Source organism: Actinoplanes sp. NPDC089786, assembly GCF_040684855.1.
Taxonomy (GTDB): Bacteria; Actinomycetota; Actinomycetes; order Mycobacteriales; family Micromonosporaceae; genus Actinoplanes.
Window position 1 is genome coordinate 42,577 of sequence record NZ_JBFBGU010000004.1, and the last position, 18,740, is coordinate 61,316.

Here is an 18,740-nt window from a genome sequence, read left to right on the forward strand (position 1 = left end):
ACCACCAAAAACATCACACCAGATCACTCAGGGCCAGACCCGGCCAAAGCACCGAGGCTTAATGAAAGACGGAGGCTAACAGTTGTAGAGGCTGGCCATTCGGTGGGTGCGGAGGCCAGCGCCCGGCAAACTGGCGTCAGCTGGGTCCGATCCAGAGGGCGAGCCAGCCTGCAATCATGCTGCTGACGCTGATCGCCAGGGACAACATGTCAAAGCCCCTAAGGCGGCTAGGTTCTCCCGATGGACGCTTCCCGGGAATCCCGGTAGACGAAGCCGCCTGAACCGAGCGGTCGGGGTACCGGTACCGGGCTGCCGCCCGGTCGCGGTCGTGGCCGAAGATTCTGCCGATGCGGTCGAACCGGTGGTGATGGCAGCCGAGCAGCAAGCCGCTGCCGATGAGGCGGCAAGCCTGCCGCTGACGCGTGTAGCCGCCGCACTTGAACGGGGCGATCAGAGCGAGATAGGGCACGAACAGCGCCAGAGCAACGAAGGTCGCGAGACGACGCTGGTCTGCGAACCAAAGCAACACCGCCACGATGACCAGCACGATTCCGATGGTCGCACGCTCAGCGACCTTGGATGACTTGGCCATAGACGGACGTTAATCGCCTTCGGATTGTGGTGGAACATGTCGTCAAGGTAATCAATCCGACAGGGAATAGAGTGTGCGTAGAGCGCCAATACCGGCGAACCCTACTCCTTTCTTCCGGCATGCTCATCCGCCGCGCACCGTGCGCGGTTCCGGCTTCGGCAAGTAGCAAGATGGGCCGAGTTGCGCCAGCGGGCGATGCCGGACGAGGGCGCTCGAAGGCCCGTATACGTGCCGGTGCTGGCTGGATACGTGATTGGGTTGGCACATGCACCGGCAGAACGCGACCTACGCCGGCTGTGGCTGCTCTACGCCTCCAACGCACGTCCCCTCAAACTCTCCCTCGCCCCGCCCGGCGGCAACCTGGTGGCTGTTGCCCCTCGCTCGCGAGGCTGGACGGAGCGGGAAGCCGTTCTGGCCCGGAACCCTAAGGTTCGATGTCTCTTGACCGAAGGGGTTGGAGTCCGGTGCCCACTGACGCCGAGCATGCGAGGGATGAGGGGCCTGCCGAGATGGTGCTTCCCCAAGCCGATCGCGCACTGCGGTACGTCGCCGTCGCCGCGATGCTGGTCAACATGGGCACGGCGGGTTGGCACGCGCTCGACGTGGCGGGCTGGTCGACGCAGTTCGTGGTCTCTCTGTTCGGCGGCGGGCTCTCGATGGTGATCGGAGCCGCATTGGCGGCGCGGGTCGGGTGCCGCGCCGAGGCCGGCGGGGCGCGTTGGTTCTGGTGGCTGCTCGCCGGCGGGTACCTGGGCATGGGTGGGGCGTCCTGCAGCAGCCTGCTCGCGGAGCTGAACGGCGAGTCAGTCGGGTACGGGATCGGCACTCCGGTCTCCCGGGTGTTCGCCATCGCGACCATGGTTCTCGTCGTGGTTGCGATCCTGCGACTCCCCGTTCGACATGCTCGGGCAGGTGGCGGCCGGCGACGGCTCGCGCTGGACATGACCATCGTGATGCTCGCAACGGTGGTGTACGTCTCCTACTTCATGTTGGCGATCTGGCTGCGACAGCCGGGTGATGGCGTCGTGGCCATCTCCACGCTGTTGCGGGCCTGTGGGGTACTCGTTGTCGTCTTCGCTGTCACACGTGTGATGGTGGCCGGCTCGGCAGCGGTCAACCGGTTGACTCTTGGGCTGTTCGCGCTCGCGGGGCTGACGGAGGTCGTTCGCGCTGGGCTGGCCGTCGCACTCGCCGACACCGACAGGATGTCCATCGCCCTCGCCGTGTCGGCGATCTTCCGTGCGCTGCTCATCGCGGTGCCGTTGGTGGCGATGATGGCGATGATGGCAATGGGCTCACAACGGCCCGCCTCCGATCAACGCAGACGGCCGTTCAGTCTCCTGCCCTACGCGGCGGTCGCGGCGACCTACGCGCTGCTGGTGCCGGCCTTCCTGAACGGCCCCACCGCTCGCGGCGTGATCGTGCTCGTCGGAGCGATCGCGATGACCGCACTGGTCGTGATCCGGCAGGCTTCGGTACTGACAGACAACGCTCGCCTGCTGGGCCGCCTCGACACCACGCTCAGCCGAGAGCAGCGGCTGGCTGAAGCCGGTACCGAGCTGATCGGCGTGGGCGGTCCCGAGGACATCTACCGCATCGCCGCTGAGGCCGGACGCGCACTGCTCGCCGGCCTCTCGGCGGCCACGTGCTCGGTCGCCGTGGTGGCGGCTGACTACTCGACGGCACAGGTGGTCGCAGTGGCGGGTGACGACGCCCGGCCGCCGCTTGGTTCCACCATCGCGATCCCGTCCGCGCTCGCCGAACGGCTGGTCGGTGGCGAGCCGCTGGTGTGTGACGACGTTTTCCACACCGATGCGGCGGACGAAACAGGGCACTGTCTGCTGGCACTGGTCGTCGATCGGCGTCTCGTGGCCGTGCTGACCGCGACCGCCGACGGCCCGATCGGTGCCGACGCCGTGAAGGCACTGGACACGCTGCGCACTCAGCTGACCCTCGCGTTGGAAAATGCGGCCAGTACGGCCGAACTGCGCCACCTGGCCATGCACGATCCGCTGACCGGCTTGGCCAATCGTGCCTTCCTCCACGAGCGGCTTCGGCAGGCGCTGGCCCGCTCCCGCCGGCACACCGCCGATACGGCAGTGCTGCTGCTCGACCTCGATCGCTTCAAGCAGATCAACGACACGCTCGGCCACGAGGCCGGTGATGAGGTGCTGCGCGAGGTCGCCCGGCGGATCGATCAGGCCGTACGGACCGAGGACACCGCGGCCCGGCTCGGCGGCGACGAGTTCGCCGTCCTGGTCGAGGATCTCGCCGATGACGACGCTGCGGTAACCATCGCCGAGCGCATCACCGCATCGCTCGGCCGACCGGTTACCTTCGGAGGGCACCCGCTCTCGATCGGGGCGAGCATTGGCATCGCCTACTCCGAGGACGGCCCCGTTGACCCGGACGACATCATGCGCCGTGCCGACGCGGCGATGTACCACGCCAAGCGGGAGGGTCTCGCCCATTACTGCGCGATCGTCCCAGACGCCTCCTCCCTCCGGCGCACCCAGATAGCAACTCGACTCTGACGTGCAGGCGCCGAACCCGCCAAGACACTGCGGCTCAGATCCCGCTGCTGAAGAAGACCACCAAGCGTCGGCCGGGTCGGTCGGCTCCCAGCCCATGACCACATCCATCATCGGGTTCCAGACCTGCACCCAGCCACCCGACTCGGCGGCATAGAGGGCGTCGGGCTTGAGGGCGCTTGTAGCCTGGTCGGCTGCCTGCTGCTTGAAGGAAGTGAGAACCGAGCGGCGGTGTTCAGTACGTAAGGGCAATGCGGGTGCGCGAAGATTCTAAACCTCGTTCTGCAGGCTGGGCGGAGCCGATGCTCGATGGGCAACTTCTCGTCTACGCACAGCTCGTTGTGAGCAGAGGTTTCGTCACCAGTGCTCGTACCGAAGGCCCTTCCTTATGTCCCCGCGACACGCCCACCCGCAAGGCATTGATGATCAACGTCACTGTCCACTGCGGACCCAGTTATTTCACGGGCTCTGAGAAGCCCGTCGCGGGCCGTCCAGGGCGGGTTGGCTGTCAGCCTCGCTCACTTCGGAGCTGCCGCTCGACTTCGACGTCAGATTATCAAACCAGCCCTTGATGCGGGCCGCGGGCGTCCCCCGTCACGTTCGTTGCGGTGGCCGTGGCTCTCGCGCTGACCGGCTACCTGGGCGGGGCGACATCGCGGCGGGCGGTGGCGCGGCTGGTGATCGGCGGGGCCCTGGCCATGGCCGTCACGTTCGGCATCGGCCACCTGGTGGGCACGGCCGGCGGCTGGGATCGCCGACGGGTCGGGACCGTAGGCGCCGGATGTCTGGCTCTGGCATTGCCTCGTGGGTCAACGGCGTCGAAGCTGCCCCGCCGTCGACGCCGCGCAGAGCACGGGTGAACATGCTGACGTCGGTGCGGCGGACGGGGCGTGCGGAGGCGGTCAAGGTCGCGGTGCGGTCTGCACCGCCATCAGCCGTCGGCGGCGTTGGGCGGGGATCGGCCGCGACACCGAAAGGTCGTTGAGAAACTCGTCGATCTGATCTCGGGTGACACCCGGCATGCACACGATGTGGGCGGTCCTTCCGTTGGTGGCCAGCACCCACTTCGCCAGCACCGGCGGCGGCGGTTGATCGAGGGTGACGGTGAAGGCGTGTGGGTTGAGAGCGGTAGGCCAGCCGATCTTCTGCAGTCTGTGGTGGGTGTAGGTGGCCAGCTCGCGGGAGGCTTCGGCGCGTTGGCGCAGCCCGTGCGGGCCGAGGGTGTTCAGTGCCCACCACAGCAGCAGTGGGGTGTGTCCGGAGCGGGAGCCGGTGATGGTTGAGTCGGCGCTGCCGGTGTAGGCGACTCGGCCGCCGCCGGTGGCGGCCGGTGGTTCGGCGTAGATCAGGACCCCGCAGGGCATGAGTGTGCTCAGGAACTTGTGCCCGCTGATCACCATGCTGGTGGCGCCGGCCGTGAAGTCGAACGAGGGACGAACCCCGTCCGGGAGCGTCGCGTAGGGGATCCCGCCGAGGGCGGCGTCGACATGGATGCGGCGGCGGGTCACCGCCAACTCATCACAGACGTCCGTGATAGCGGCGACGTCGTCCACGGCTTCCGTCATGGTGGTGCCGGCGGTGGCGACGATCATTGCCGAGCGTTCCCGGCGTCGTGCCAGCTCTGCGCGCAAGTCGACGATGTCCATCCGGCCGAACGCGTCGGTGCGGACCGTGACCACGGGCAACTTCAGCAGCCGTGCACCCTTCACGATCGAGTAATGGCCGCTGGTCGAGGTGTAGACAACCAGGTCGCGGTAGCGCAGCCAGGCTGCGTCCAGGGCATGCAGCGTGCCCTCACTTGCGCCGGTGGTGACGTATCCCCACCGGCTTGGTGGGGCACGCAGCAGGTCGGCGACGGTGGCGATGACCTGTTGTTCGATCTCCTTGGTGTGGTTACGGCCGTGGCCGAGGTCCCAAGGGTCGCCGACGTTGTTGAGCAGTTGCCCGGTCAGGATCTGCGCGAGGGCGGGAAAACCCAGGTCGGTAGCGCCGGGAAAGCCGATGTCGTAGCGGCGCGCGGCGCGGGCGTCGGTGAGCAGCTTCACCAGGGCTAACTCCGGATCACCGCCGGTGTCGGTGCTCGGGAGGATCACGACTGCCTCCGGTGGGACCGGGATGTCTGCGCCTGCTGGCGGGCGACCAGCCGGGCGTTGTCGGCCCGCCACAGGCTGAGGTTGAGTTCATCCATCCAGCGCAGCACGGCGCCGTGGGCAGGATCCTCCTGAAGCTGCTTCACCATGACCGTTCCCCACCGGTACGGAGAGTCGAACGGTGACAGGCTCAACGGGTTCGTGGCCTGCACGGTCAGGGTATTGAAGTCGGACAGGCCCCGCCGGTCACAGACGATCGTCGTGGGGTCGGTCATGAGGATGCGGATCTGGCCGGGAACGTCCTCGTAGCTGTCCACCGTGGAGCACGCGTGTTCCCAGGTGCCGGTGCAGGTGTCGAGGCTGGAGACGCCGATCCCGACGTAGTAGGCGTCGGCCGCCATGTCCTCGTCCACCCGGTTCGCCAGGTCGCGGCGCAGGTCGAAGCTCGGATTCCCGGCCTGTTCGGCTATCGCCTTGTTGAGGTCGTACAGCAGCCGCGGCAGGTCGGCTGCCTCCGGACCGGCCAGCCACAGCTTCGTGGCCGCGCGCAGCGTCAGCCACTCTGGCCGGGAGCCGGGTTGCGCGAAGAGGAACGCCATCGCGTACGCGGCGATCGGGTCGCGGTACCGGTTTTCCCAAGCGTGCATCGCATGCTGGATGTTCATGTAACGCAGCCGCTGTACGGCCTGTTGGCGCAGGTTCACCTCGCGCTTGATGTCGCGGGGTGGTGCGGTCTGCTCGGGCGTTGCGGCGTTCGCCGGGGCACCGAACCGGGGGTCTCCGTTGGTGTCGGTCATCACCACTACACCGCCAGGCCGGACAGCCGTTGGTCCTGCACGGTGAGGGGATTCGGCGCGCCGTGCCCGAGCCGCCGGTAGACCTCCGGTCGGGTGCGACGCAGCCAATGGCCCCGGGCCAGACCGATCAACGCCGCGGCTACAGCCAGCGCGGGCACCAGCCACGGCAGTGCCGACCCGGCAGGAGTGCCGAGCAGCGAGGACAGGTTGCCGGCCATGAATACCAGCACGAGGACTCCCACCACGGCGCCGAGGCTCGGGAAGACCTGGCGCACCCACGCCGACTCGCGGGTACCGCCACCGGCGGTGAAGTACGCCCGCGCCGCCACCGAGGACAGTGTCAGCAGCAACAGGATGGAGAACGCGCCGATGGTGGACAGCCACACGAACATCGTCATCGGATCGGCACCCGTGCCGGCGAAGACGCCGACGACGATGGCGGCCACCGTCGACTGCACCAGCGAGCCGCCCAGCGGTGCACCGCCAGTCGTGCCGCCGCTGACCCGCGCCAACCCGGCCGGCAGTACGTCCTCGCGCGCCAACGCGAACACGTATCGGGCGTTCGTCGCGTGGAAGGACACCTTCGCGGCCAGCACACTGGTCACCAGCAACGCCGTCGCCATCGCGGTCACCGCCGGCCCGTACATCTGGCCGAGCACGACCAGCGGCGCACGGTCCGGATCGGCAGCGGCCTCGACCACCCGGGCCGGGCCGACGGCTTCCGCGTACGCCCAGGCCGACAGGGCGTAGAAGACTCCCAGGAACGTGACCCCGCCATACGCCGCCCGGAGAACGGCCTTGGACGAGCGGGCCTCCTCACCGAACGCCGGTGGACTCTCCGCGCCCGTGAACGCCGCCATCGCGAACGCCAGCGCCCCGGAGATCCCCGGTGTCAGCAGATTGCCTGCCATCAGCGGCGTCACGCTTACCGCACCGTCAGCGGGATTCGTGAATGCGGCGATGTCGAACAACACGATCGTGGCGATTTCCACCGCCAGCAAGCTGCCGAGGATCACCGCGTTCGTCGCTCCGCGAAAGCGGCCCAGCACCGCCACCGCCGCCCAGGCCCACGCCGCCGACACCCACCACGCACCACCGATAATCCCGGCGACGGTGGCTCCAATCAGCCCGTACAGCGAGATCTGGATCGCGTTGTAGCCCAGAAACGCCATCGCCGCCCCGGCCACCCCGACCGCCGGATTGAGCCCGCGCGCCAACTGGGCATAGAACGGGGCGCTGTGCGGGACGTGCCGGGACATCGCCACGTAGCCGACCAGGAGCAGACCCAGCACGACCATGATCACGAGGAAGGACAGCGGCACACCGACCACACCGGTCAATGTGTACGTCGCGACCACACCACCAACCAGCACCGTCAACGGCGAACTGGCACCAGCGGCGAACACGAACAGGGCGCCTCCGCCCAAGGACCGACGCGACAGAGTGGCCTGGCTCATGCCGCCTCCACCCCCGCCGCGGGCAACTGCGCGCGAGGACAGTCCAGAGCTTTGCAGTCCCGGCGCACCACCCACCGAACCGTCGAGCCACCGGCAAACCCGACATCGATGCCCCTGAATGGTTGGCGAGCGCGGCGTCGTACCCCGTGCCGAGCCATTCCTATCTTGAGACCGCCCACGGCGGAATCCCTCCCCAGAACTGTTTGGTCACCGCCGAGTCGCCGGCTTCCCAGCGACGGCAGGCGACGTTGTCATGGCGCCCGCGCCGGCTCGGCCAACGCGGCGCCGGTGGAGCAGGCTCGTTGCTGTTCAGGGAAACGTCCGCCCGCCGCCGCGCCCTGATCGCAGCGACGACAAGCGGGGCCTATGCGCGCGGAACAAACCGGATGTCCTCGACCGCGCCGCCCCTCTCAATCCGAACGAACAGACGCACCAACACCCTCGCCCGGACGGTTAGTCCGGCCGCCGGCGGTCAACCCCGGAACGGCCCGCTCGACCGCGCCGGACACACGACGTTCGATCGTGCTCGCATCGATCGGCCACAATCGGCTGTCACCGAGGCTCAGGTACTCCCGCGCGCCGTCGAGCCCGCCGCGGCGGCAGAACGCCGGACCGCAGGCGCACAACAGCGGCGCCGGACCGAGAGCATTGGCGTGCGCGATGGCTTCCGTCGTCTCCGAGCCGCGCAGCCGTGGTGTGACGACGTAGCCGCATTGTCGGTCGCGAGCATGTCGCCGCGACCGACAGCACGGGCGGCGGGTCCGGTCCCGACGCACGGGAGCAGCTCGTGACCGGAGGCGAAGGTGGCATTCACGCATCGATGTTGGTCTCCACGAGAACGCGCATGTGGTGCGTCGAACGTCGGTGATTCCGGACTCGATACCCGGCGGCCACACGCTCACGCCTCCCTAGATGTGCCGATGACGCACCTGATTCAGGTACCGGCGCCCGGCTGGCCGTGGTCAACCCCCGGGCAACCGCTCGGAGGTGGACGGGCCGATCTCACCGGCCGCGATCACCCGTGCCAGTCCGCTGTCACGCTGCGCCGTGACGGATGACAAGGCGTGTCTGCATCCCGAAATCGGCCGACACGATCAACCTCTCGTCTTCGCGCCAAGCGTACGGGCAAAGCCCGCTGATCAGGTCGAGGTTCACCCGTCTGAGGATGGCTGCGGCGGCGCGGAGGGAGAGGCTGCGCCGGGCACCAGAAGGGTGCCCGTGATGATGCATCGAACCGCGGTGGACCATACTTGGAAGAATAAGAACCGAATTATCGCAGCTCAAGGGCCTGATGTGGTCGTGAACGCTGTCCGTCGACGATCGTGACCCGCCCTCTAGCGGTTGGCGGTAGGCGTTGATGCGGTCGTGGTACCCGTCGCTAATAGCTGATCATGTCGGTTCGAGCTGGCAACACTGATCCCACCGAGTGAGCCAAAGGACGTATAGGGGCGTAACTGACGGATCATGGGGTGAGGTCGGGAACGGCGCGAAGCCAGTCGAAAGTTTTGCGCCCACCGCAGCCGCCTCTGTCAGAGCCCGTGAAATGACTGGGTCCGCGGTGGACAGTGACGTTGATCATCAATGCCTTGCGGGTGGGCGTGTCGCGGTGACATAAGGAAGGGCCTTCGGTACGAGCACTGGTGACGAAACCTCTGCTCACAACGAAGGCCCAACGATGGTGGGCTATTGCTGATGGTCCTGGTCACCGGCGCGGCGGTGCAGGACCGAGACGGCGGCCGGCTCCTGCTGTGGGTCCTGGCCACCTGTTTCCGCCGGGTCCGGATGGTCTGGGTCGACGGCGCCTACCGTGGCGCTTTGCTCACCTACGGTGCCGGGTTGGGGCTGTTGGTCGAGGTCGTCGCGAAACTCGCCGACCAGGTCGGGTTCAAGGTGTTACCTCGCAGATGGGTCGTTGAGCGCACGTTTTCGTGGATCAGTCGCTGCCGCCGGACCGTACGGGACTATGAACGACGACCCGAGCACCATGCGGCGATGGCGCAGCGGGCCATGGTCATCATCATGACCCGCCGATTGGCCCGCAAACCGACCTCGACCAACAAGCCCGTGATAGCCACGACCACGCCTACCGCGGCCACAAAGGCCGCCTGACCCGGTTATTTCACGGGCTCTAAGATGATGAAGTTCCTTGCGGGCTCTGCGCTGCGCGGCAGTGCCGCGCTCCAGCCGCCACGACCTGCTCATCCACCTGCAGACCCGCCACGCGGCCAGACCCCTACCGCCGCTCGGGCGGGTCGGTGGCATGTGATCGCCGCGGCCCGCAACAGGCGAGGTCTCAAATGCGTCACTCGTCCAGCTGCCAAGGGCGGATCAGTTCCTCGGGCCAGTACCGGCTCGGCAGGATCATGGTGGCGGCGGTCCTCGCCGGGTCCACCAGCAGCGGGAGCAGACGGCTCCGGACATGGTCGGCCGGCAGGTGGCGGCGCACGACGATGGTGCAGGTGAGGAACACGTGTCGGGCGCCCGCGAGCGCGGGCGGCACGGGCACCCGCACGGTCGGTTCGCGCCGCGTGCTCAACGTGTCGGCGATGGCTTGGTGTGCCCGGTCGGGCTGCGGCTCGCCCTTGAGCGGGAACACCGCGTCCGCGATTGTCCGCAGCCGCGTCGGTGTGCCGTCCATCGTGGGGTCGAGGCTGTAGACCAGGTGGGCGCGGTGATCCTCGTCCCCGGGCTTGAACAGCCGCTTGTTGGCCTGGACGATGTGTCCCCACACGATCCGGCCACCGCGACACAGCGCCGCCTGATCGGCCAGGATCTGGCGATAGAAGGCATGCGTCGGTTCGTCGCTCAACCAGCCCGGACGCGGGATCGACAGGTACGCGGCCGTCCCCCCGTCCGGGATCGAGCGCGACGGCGACCCGAACCGGTCCCGGCATCCCTGCAACCGGGCGTCCATCACGCCGTCCTCCCCACTTCTGTGCCGTCCGGCACGCGAATGGCGACGGTGCCGGCCGCGGTTACCACCGCCAGCCGCGGCGGTCCAGGCGGTGGGGCGCAGGCCACACCGTATGCGGGCGCGCCCAGGTCGATCCGGCGTGGCAGGTCGTACCCCGCGGCCCGTAGCGCGTCGTCTTCCGTGGTGTGCGCCGGCCCGCCGGTGTCCGGATCCCACAGCCGCACCGTGCCGTCGCTGCTGGCGCTGGCCAGGATCCACAGGAGGCCGTTCGGCGCCGGCAGCGCGCCGAACGACAACCCCCACACGGGTCCGAGGTGCCCGACCAGCGGCTCGCCGATCGGTTCTCCGCTCAGCACGTCCCACAACCGGATGGTGTTGTCGTCGCTGCCCGTGGCGATCGCGATCCGACCGCGTACCGGGCCGAGAGCCATCGCGCGGATCGGTGCGGTGTGTCCACGCAGCGGTCCGTGCAGCGCCGCCCGACGGTTCATGTCGAACACCGCGACTCCGAAGTCGGGCAGGCCGAAGGCGTACAGCTGCCGGCCGTCCGGCAGTTGGCAGTTGGTGCCGGTCGGCTGCCAGTTCGTGTCCGGATCGCCGGCCTCCCGCAGGCTGTCCGGGTCCCACGCGCGCTGACCGTCCGCGCCGCCCGTGAGCAGCGCCGGCACCCCGGACACCAGCTCGAACCGCACGTCGAGGACCGCGTCGTCGTGACCGGTCAGTGGCGGGGCGAGCGGGACGCCCGTGTCCGGGTCCAGCACCCGCACCGTCCTGTCCTGACCACCGGTGGCCAGGAACACGCGGCCGTGCCGCATGCCGTAGGCCACCGCGTACACCTCGCCGGTGTGCGTCGCGGACGCCGCCGGCTCGACCAGCGCTTCGAGGTCTATCCGGCGCACCGCATCGCGTCCGTGCACCACCACCGTGCGCTCCCCGACCCGGCCGACGGCGAGGCTGGTGACCGGGGCGGTGTGCCGGACCGGCTCGCGCAGCGCCGCGCCGGTGGTCGGATCCCACAGCCGCAGCGTCGCGTCGGCGCCGCCGGTGACGACGACCGGCCGGCCGCCGGCCTCGGTCAGGGCCAGGGCCAGCACTGCGTCCGTGTGCCCGGTCAGCGGCCGACCTGCCGGCTGACCCGTGTCCGCGTGGTGGATCCGGACCAACGGCCCGTCGGCGGACACGATCACCGGCCGGCCGGCGATCACTCCGAACGCGAGCGCGCACACCGGGCCGTCGTGGCGGGTCGGCTGGCCGACCGGCTGCCCGGTGGCCAGGTCCCACACCCGCACCATGCCGTCGTCACCGCCGGAAACGGCGACCGGGCGCCCGCCGAGCGCACCGGCGGCCAGCGCCCGAACCCGGCCGGCGTGACCGGTGATCGGGTCTCCGACCGGCCTCCAGGCGGCAACGTCCCATCGCCGGAGGGTGCCGTCCGCGGCGCCCGACACCACCACGGGGCGGCCGTCGATGTGGCCGACCGCCAGCGCCCGGACCGGCGCGCGGTGCCCGATGAGCGGGTCACCGACCGGGGCGCCGCCGCCGGCGTCCCACATCCGCAGCGTGCCAGTCAGATCCCCGGTGAGGATCACGGTACGGCCGGCGTGCTCGGCGAAGGCGATCGCGAGGACGTTGTCCGCGTCCGGGCCAAGGTGTCCGGCCTGGTCAAAACCGAGCGGCGCGCCGGTGGCCGCGTCCCAGACGTGGACCCCGGACACCGATACCCCGTGCGCGACTGCCGCCGCCACCATCCGGCCGTCGGCCTCGCCGCACGCGAGCGCCCCGACGTGCCCGACCGGGCCGTACAGCGTGGTGTCGGGCAGTGGGCTACGCCATGCCGCCCAGTCCGTCCGCCATGCCAGGCGCCGCCCGGTCGCGGCCACGGCGTCCGCCAGCGCGCCGGCGCCTGTGCAGCGGGCCGCGAGATGGAGGTACGCGGGGTGGTGTCCCTCCGGTACCTCCGCGAGCCGATCCTGGACGTGCCGGTACGCGGTAACGGTGGCGGCGTCGATCCGGTCACCGGCCGGTGCCGGCGCCCGGCCGAGGATCCGGGCCACCGCATGCCGAATGGCGGAGGCGTCGTCCGCCCGGTCCGGGTCCGGCAGCTCGTCGACATGGTGGGCGGCGGCGAGCCCGGCCAGCCCATCGGCATACCCGTCGGAACCGGTCCGCATGCGCCACCGGCCGTCGACGCGGTGCAGCTCGACCGCCACCACGGCGTACTCCGTGGTCAGCCATGTCATCGCGTATTCGGCGACGGGCACGCCGCGATGGTCGGCCAGCCGGACCACTGGCGCCGGCAGCTTGCCGAACGGCGGGCCGTCGGTCGGCAGGTCGGCGGCGATCACGACCCGGGCCACCTCGGTGGGCAACCAGTCCAGGTCCAGATCGAGCCGCCACGGCTGCCCGCCGGCCGGCCTGCGGCTCCGCGCGCCGGGCACCTGCGACGCCCGCACGATGCCCGCCGGCACCTCCGCGGTGGTGGTACGCCGGAACAGCAGTGCACTCAGCGCCACACCCGGCGGGCCGTGGACGGTCACCGCGAGCCGGCGGGCGGGCGGCTCGTGAGCAGAGCTCCATCGGACCAGTTCCAGGGTCGCCACGACGACAACTACGCGACCGAGCCGAAGTTCGTTCACCGCACTGCCGTATTCGCTGATCCTGACGTACCATCCCGCGAGTGTCTTCTCGCGTAGCGGCCACCGCGGCCCAGCTCCGGTCGGCCGAACCGGCGACCAGGATCGCCGGGGCGCGCGCCCTGGCCGACCTGGTCCGCTGCTATGGCCTCGACGCCCTGCCGGCGCTGCTGGCCTCCATCGACGCGGCCGCCATCGAATTCCCCGGGGAAGGGAAGTTCCGCCCCACGGAAGAGCCTCGCCCGTACGCGTTCTACGAGCCGCTGCACGAAGGGTGGCGGGCCGCCGCCAAGGGTGACGCCGAGGCCGCCCACGAGTGGTACACGGCGTTGCTGGACCGGATCGAGGCGGCCGACCCGAAGACCGGGGCACGGCTGCTGCACGTGCTCACTCAGGATCCGTGGGCCAGCCCGAAAGGCGCCGGGTCGCCGTACGGCCCGCTGTTGGCGGCCAACGCCACGCGGGTGCTCGGGCTGTTGGCCGGGTGGACCGAAGCCGAGCAACCCGCCGGGCGGCCCGGAAGGCTGCTGCTGGCGATCCGCCAGCAGGCGACCCGACAGGATCCGATCATGGCCGAGCTGGTGCAGCTCGGCCCGGTCCTGCTGCCCGCTGACGCCACGGGCGGCGCGGGCGACTGGATCGACCTCGTCCTCGAGCGACACCCGGACCCGCTCGAAGGGCTTGCCGCGCTGCTCAGCGCGGTGCCGTACGCCGGGCCCCGCCGCCGCGACTATGCCGAGACGCTGCGCGGGTTGCTGGTCACCACGGATCGGGTGGACCTGCCGGACCTCGCCGTACGGCTGCGCCCGTACGCCGAGCGCTGGACCGACGACCAGCTCGAGCTGGTCGTCCGCGAGGTACTGCTGGGGACCGGTAAGGCGCGCCCGTCGCTGCCGGTCGTGCTGCGCCGGGCGCCGGACACCCGGGCGGTCCCGGAGATGCTGCTCGATCTGGGCCGGTCCACCCCGGCCCTGGCCGAGCTCTCGGTGGTGCTGGCCGACGCGCTCGCCCCGCGACCCGCCGAGCCACGGGCCGGCACCGGGGTGGTGTTCGCCGACGAGAACTTCAAGCTCGTGGTCATCAACCAACTCATGTACGAGCAGTCGGTGCTCACCCCGAAGTTCGACCGGGACGCCTTCATCGACTCGTTCGACGACCACGAGATCGAAGACACGAACGGCCCGACCGAGGAGGTGCTGGACTATTTCCGGGCACTCCCGCTGACCCCCGAGGACCTGGCGCAAGTCGTCGAGTTGGACGTCGATCCGTGCGCGGATATCTGGTCACAGATTGACGAGGGGTGGGGCGGCGAGGAGGACTACTTCGCCCCGACCACCTACGTCGACGTGGCGCATCTGCCGAACCTGCGAAAAATAGCCATCGACATGGACGCCGAGGAAGCCGACCTGTCGGCGCTCTATGCGAGGGGCATCGAGGTGGAGGTCGACTAGTCCCACGCCACTCGGTCAAGGCTGTGCGTGGCTGTCCAGGGGCGTGTCGCTCGGGCGCAGGAAAGCGAGTTCCGGTCCGGTTGCCGCCTCCGGCCACTGACGTCATTCCTCGACGGTGACCTCAAGGTCGTCGCGTTCGTACAGGGCGGACAGGTCGGTGTCCTCGTTGACCATGAAGTCGATATTGACCTTGCGCAGGTTCGGCAGGTGCGCCACGTCGACATAGGTAGCGGGGTGGAAGTGCTCCTCCCCGCCGCCCCACCCGCGGTCGATCTGGGACCAGATCCTGGCGGACGGGTCGACGTCCAGCTCGGTGATGAGGGCCAGGTGTTCCGGGGTCAACGGCAGCCGCTCGAAGTACTCCAGCACCTCCGGGTAGGGCCCGTTGGGATCTTCGATCTCATGCTCGTCGAACGTACGGAGGAACGTGTCCAGGTCGAACCTCGGGGTGAGGACCGACCGCTCGTACATGAGTTGGTTGATGATTACGAGCTTGACGTTGAGGTCGGCGAACGTCACTGCTGCTGTGGCTCGCTGTTCGGATGCCGCGCCAGCCACTGCTGCCGGTTCAGTCATCGCCGGAAGGTACCGGCCGGGCAACCAATGCGCAAGCAGTACTGCCGGTAGTGCTGCACCAGGCCCGCGCCGATGCCAGAGCGACCGGGCTGCCTGGTCGGCGACCCGTTTCGTCGATCCCCAGCTGCGTACTCGAGGGCCGTTCCCCGTCATCCCCACATCGGACACCGCGCGGGTGTCGGGGGTGCTGCACAGCAGCCGCGCACGGCCGGCCCCACTGGGCGCACCCGCGGGTCGTTCGCCGGCCCCCGTTGAGCAGCCGTCTTCGATGGCCTGTGGCGCGCCAGTCGCTCGATCGGGTAGTTGACCGGACTTCGGCTGACGTCAATTCTGTGGCGGTTCCGAACCCACGTTCCCAGGTGCGACCAATTCTGCCGGGCCCGGGCGCGTCCGGATGGAGTCCGGGCGTGCACCGTGGCGCTCCCAGCGGCCGTGAACTCGTGACGGAACTGTGCACCGAGATGCGTCGGAGAGGACGGCAGGATGAAGCGCAGTACCGGTTCGGCGTCGGCCAGAGGCGGGCACACGATCCACCCGGATCGCCGACTGCGACCGCCGGATCGCCGCCCTCGATCGAGACATCAACGAGGTCGAAACCGCCCGTGAATCCCGGCGGGAGATGCTGGGGGCGTTGGACCGGGCGGGTGCGACACTGCCGCCGCGCACCGCGATCACGCAGGCCGAACGCGATCTGGACCGGGCCGCGACCCTTCTTCGGGTACGCCGTGAGTCGGCTCTCGACGCCGCGGGCCGGCTCGACGCGGCCGTGGCCGGCCAGGCCGCCGCCGCCACCGGGCTGCGCCGGGCCAGCGCGGACCGGTCGTTGCCGGTGGAACGGCTGGACCCGACCGCCACCGCGCTGGATCGGTTCGACCGGCTCGGGATGGAGTTGCGGCACGCCCATGACAGCGCGGACATCGCCGGCGTGCTGGCCGGGGAGGCCGCCGAACGGCAGGCCGAGGCGGAGGAGAAGTCGGAGGCGGCCGGGCAGGCGGCGCGGACGGCGCACGCCCGGCACGACGAGAAGGACGAGGAACTGCGCACTCTGTCGGCGTCGATCGGGGCCGAGGCGACCCGGGTGCTGGCCGAGGTGGCTGACACCGAAGAGGCGGTCACCGACGCGGAGCAGCGGGTTTTTGAGGACGCACTGCTGGGCCAGCTGGCCGGGCAGATCCACCGGCGTACGATCGAGGCCCGCGACCTGGTCGACGCAATGGATCAGCAGATGCGTGCCCGGCGGATGTCGTCCGGCCTGACCGTCGGTGTGGGCTGGCGGCTCTCCGACGACCTCGACCCGGAACAGCGTGAGGTGTGCAAGCTGCTCGAACGCGACCCGGCGCGACTCGGCCCAGGTCAGCTGACCACCCTGCGGCGGCACTTCGCGGCCCGGATCAAGTCGGTCCGGGCCCAGGCTCCGGAGAAGCCCTACCGGGAACTGCTGGCCGAGGTGCTGGACTACCGGCAGTGGCGGGTCTTCGCATTCACCCTGCACCGCCCCGGCGGGGTCAGTGAGCCACTCACCCGGGCCCGGCACAGCCAGCTCTCTGGTGGCGAGCAGTCGGTGTCGCTGCACCTGCCGCTGTTCGCGGCGGCCAACGCGCTGTTCGGGTCGGCCCGCCCGGACGCACCCCGGCTGCTCGGCCTCGACGAGGCGTTCGCCAGCGTCGACGACAACGGGCGCGGCGAGCTGATGTCCCTGGCCAAACAGTTCGATCTGGATCTGTTCATGACCGGGTACGACCTATGGGCCACCCATCCGGCGGTGACCGGCTGCGCCCACTACGACCTGTCGCACTCCACGGTTGAACACGCCGTGTCGACGGTCCTGCTGGTCTGGGACGGCACCGTGAACGTGGCCGACTTCGACGGAACACTCGCCGCCGCGCTCGGCTCGCCCTCCACCCGTACGGTTGCGTCGCATGCCTGATCTCACCGCGGATCCAGGCTGGCGGCGGCTGCTCGCCGCTGCCCGGCGAAGCCTCGAACGCACCGGCGGTGACCTCTCCGGATCGGTCTCCCTCGCGGCTCCTGATGAGACGGAGCGGCACATCGTCATCGGTGTGACCGGAGTGCACCGGCCCGCCGGCGTCAGCCGGGTCTCCGTCCGCCTGGCCGAACTCGACGTCTTCCTGCGCGACGCGTACGGCACCGATCTGGTGTCGGCGGTAGGTCCGTTCCGGAACCGCCCTGGCGAACGCGCCCTCGTGGCCGAGGCCCGGGACTCGGCGCTCGCCATGGCCGCGACGAGCCGCCACGCCGGTGCCCCGTGGTTCGACAACTGGCTCGGCGCGCTGCGTGGCGACGGGACCCTCACCCGGATCGCCCGCGGCGGCCTCCCGTTCTCGCAGGTGCTGGCGGTGCTGGACGCCATGCCGGTCACCGCCGAGCCGATGCCGGTGTTCGCGGAGCGAATCCTCGGAGACACCAAGGCTCTGACCGACGGCCCGGTACGCGGGCTGGTCCTGCGCGCCCTGGCGGCATGGCACGGGACCGGTGTACCGACCGGCGCCGAGCAGGAACGGGCGCTGTGGGAACTGGCCGGCGTGGTTCCCGACGACCTGGCCAGCCAGGTACTGGTCTTGAACCTCCCCGCCTCCGGTGGCCCGCTCGGCGACTGGCTGTCCTCCGCGGCGGCCGCCCACGTGCCGTTCCGCGTCACCCTTCACCAACTTCGGCTAGGGCCTCTGACCCTGCCCAGCAAGGAGATCTTCGTCTGCGAGAACCCGGCGGTGCTGCGAGCCGCCGCCGGGCGCGGCACAGCCCCGCTGATCTGCACCGAAGGGGTACCGTCAGCCGCGGTCCACATGCTACTGGGCTACCGCGCCTCCGACGCCGTGATCCGCTGGCGCAACGATTTCGACTGGACCGGCCTACGGCTCACCGGCGCCGCCCTGGCCCGCTACCCGGAGGCCGTACCGTGGCGCATGTCCAGCGCCGACTACCGCACCGCCGACGCGACGGGCCTTCCCCTCACCGGAGTAGCCACAGCCACCGCCTGGGATCCGTCACTGGCCGAGGCGATGAGCCATGCGGACCGATCGGTGATGGAGCGCGCCGGCCACGGACCTCGAAAACCGACGGCGCTACGGCGATTACCGCGGCGCCCCTGGACGCCCATCACTGGTGGCCCTGACCGGCGTGTCCAGGTTCCGACGGCAGAAGCCATGCGAAGCGGTGTTGTCGGGCCACCGGCGGCACGGAAAGCATGCCGGTCATGGCCAAAAGGACGCTCCGCGACGTCGTCGTGGTGCTTCCGGGAATTACCCGGGAGTGTGTTGCGTGCGGACGTGACGTGTGGACGGCGCCTCCGTCGGGCAGGGCGTCCTGGTTCGGGAACAGGCGGTCGTACGAGCCCAGGTCCATCGAGCCGCGCAGCACCATGACCTCGTGCAGCAGAACCGTTCCGGCCGACCGGGCGATGGAAGCAAGTATCGGGTCGGTGAAGAAGACGCAGGCGTGCGCTCCACGTCCCGACTGCAAGATCTCCAAAGCCGCCGGGACGACACTGGCGCGGGTCACCATGCAGTAGCCCGGCAACCGAGTCAGCCGAGCCGGGCGAGTGACGGTTCGCGCAACGCCTCATTCGACCCACACGGATTCGCAGGTCAACAGGTTGTGGAGCTGAGGTTACGGCGTACGAACTCTTCGATCATGGCTCAGGGCTGTGACCTGGAGCTTCCGTTCGTTGGCGATCCGTCC

General features: G+C 69.6%; 12 protein-coding genes. 5 read left to right on the plus strand and 7 right to left on the minus strand.

The window, feature by feature from the left end:
- Nucleotides 1–136: 136 nt before the first annotated feature.
- Nucleotides 137–592 (minus strand): hypothetical protein, encoded by a 456-nt coding sequence (locus tag AB0O15_RS16650; RefSeq protein WP_364319138.1) that lies wholly within the window; start codon nucleotides 590–592, stop codon nucleotides 137–139.
- A 464-nt stretch (nucleotides 593–1,056) separates the two neighbouring features.
- Between AB0O15_RS16650 and AB0O15_RS16655 the strand changes: the two genes are divergently transcribed.
- Entirely contained in the window at nucleotides 1,057–3,126 is a 2,070-nt protein-coding gene (locus AB0O15_RS16655) for a GGDEF domain-containing protein (RefSeq protein WP_364319139.1), read from the plus strand.
- Nucleotides 3,127–4,025: 899 nt separating this feature from the next.
- Here the strand turns inward: AB0O15_RS16655 and AB0O15_RS16660 are convergent.
- Genes AB0O15_RS16660 through AB0O15_RS16670 form a run of 3 tightly spaced genes read right to left on the minus strand, consistent with a single transcriptional unit; the run spans nucleotide 4,026 to nucleotide 7,467 of the window.
- Entirely contained in the window at nucleotides 4,026–5,216 is a 1,191-nt protein-coding gene (locus tag AB0O15_RS16660) for a pyridoxal-dependent decarboxylase (protein ID WP_364319141.1), read from the minus strand.
- Nucleotides 5,213–6,010: a hypothetical protein gene (locus AB0O15_RS16665; RefSeq protein ID WP_364319143.1), complete on the minus strand. Its 798-nt coding sequence runs from the start codon at nucleotides 6,008–6,010 to the stop codon at nucleotides 5,213–5,215. The genes AB0O15_RS16660 and AB0O15_RS16665 overlap by 4 nt, the downstream gene beginning before the upstream one ends.
- Nucleotides 6,011–6,015: 5 nt before the next feature.
- The gene (locus AB0O15_RS16670; protein ID WP_364319144.1) at nucleotides 6,016–7,467 is read right to left on the minus strand and encodes an APC family permease; all 1,452 of its coding nucleotides are present in this window, start codon (nucleotides 7,465–7,467) and stop codon (nucleotides 6,016–6,018) included.
- A gap of 1,686 nt (nucleotides 7,468–9,153) precedes the next feature.
- Here AB0O15_RS16670 and AB0O15_RS16675 point away from each other — a divergent pair.
- Complete coding sequence (locus tag AB0O15_RS16675) at nucleotides 9,154–9,576, plus strand: transposase (RefSeq protein WP_364319146.1); 423 nt, start codon at nucleotides 9,154–9,156, stop codon at nucleotides 9,574–9,576.
- Between the two features lie 193 nt (nucleotides 9,577–9,769).
- Here the strand turns inward: AB0O15_RS16675 and AB0O15_RS16680 are convergent, their stop codons facing one another.
- Complete coding sequence (locus AB0O15_RS16680) at nucleotides 9,770–10,381, minus strand: hypothetical protein (protein ID WP_364319147.1); 612 nt, start codon at nucleotides 10,379–10,381, stop codon at nucleotides 9,770–9,772.
- Nucleotides 10,381–13,017 carry a TerD family protein gene (locus tag AB0O15_RS16685; RefSeq protein WP_364319149.1) on the minus strand — a complete coding sequence of 879 codons (2,637 nt, stop codon included), beginning with the start codon at nucleotides 13,015–13,017 and terminating at the stop codon, nucleotides 10,381–10,383. Before AB0O15_RS16685 ends, AB0O15_RS16680 begins: the two co-directional genes overlap by 1 nt.
- Before the next feature lie 41 nt (nucleotides 13,018–13,058).
- Here AB0O15_RS16685 and AB0O15_RS16690 point away from each other — a divergent pair, with 41 nt between their 5' ends.
- Nucleotides 13,059–14,465 (plus strand): hypothetical protein, encoded by a 1,407-nt coding sequence (locus AB0O15_RS16690; protein ID WP_364319151.1) that lies wholly within the window; start codon nucleotides 13,059–13,061, stop codon nucleotides 14,463–14,465.
- A 102-nt stretch (nucleotides 14,466–14,567) separates the two neighbouring features.
- Here AB0O15_RS16690 and AB0O15_RS16695 read toward each other — a convergent pair whose 3' ends face one another.
- Nucleotides 14,568–15,041: a hypothetical protein gene (locus tag AB0O15_RS16695; RefSeq protein ID WP_364319152.1), complete on the minus strand. Its 474-nt coding sequence runs from the start codon at nucleotides 15,039–15,041 to the stop codon at nucleotides 14,568–14,570.
- Nucleotides 15,042–15,672: 631 nt separating this feature from the next.
- Between AB0O15_RS16695 and AB0O15_RS16700 the strand changes: the two genes are divergently transcribed.
- Nucleotides 15,673–16,968, plus strand: coding sequence for an SbcC/MukB-like Walker B domain-containing protein (locus tag AB0O15_RS16700; protein WP_364319154.1), 1,296 nt, complete (start codon nucleotides 15,673–15,675; stop codon nucleotides 16,966–16,968).
- Entirely contained in the window at nucleotides 16,961–18,424 is a 1,464-nt protein-coding gene (locus tag AB0O15_RS16705) for a TIGR02679 domain-containing protein (RefSeq protein ID WP_364319156.1), read from the plus strand. The genes AB0O15_RS16700 and AB0O15_RS16705 overlap by 8 nt, the downstream gene beginning before the upstream one ends.
- Nucleotides 18,425–18,740: the final 316 nt, after the last annotated feature.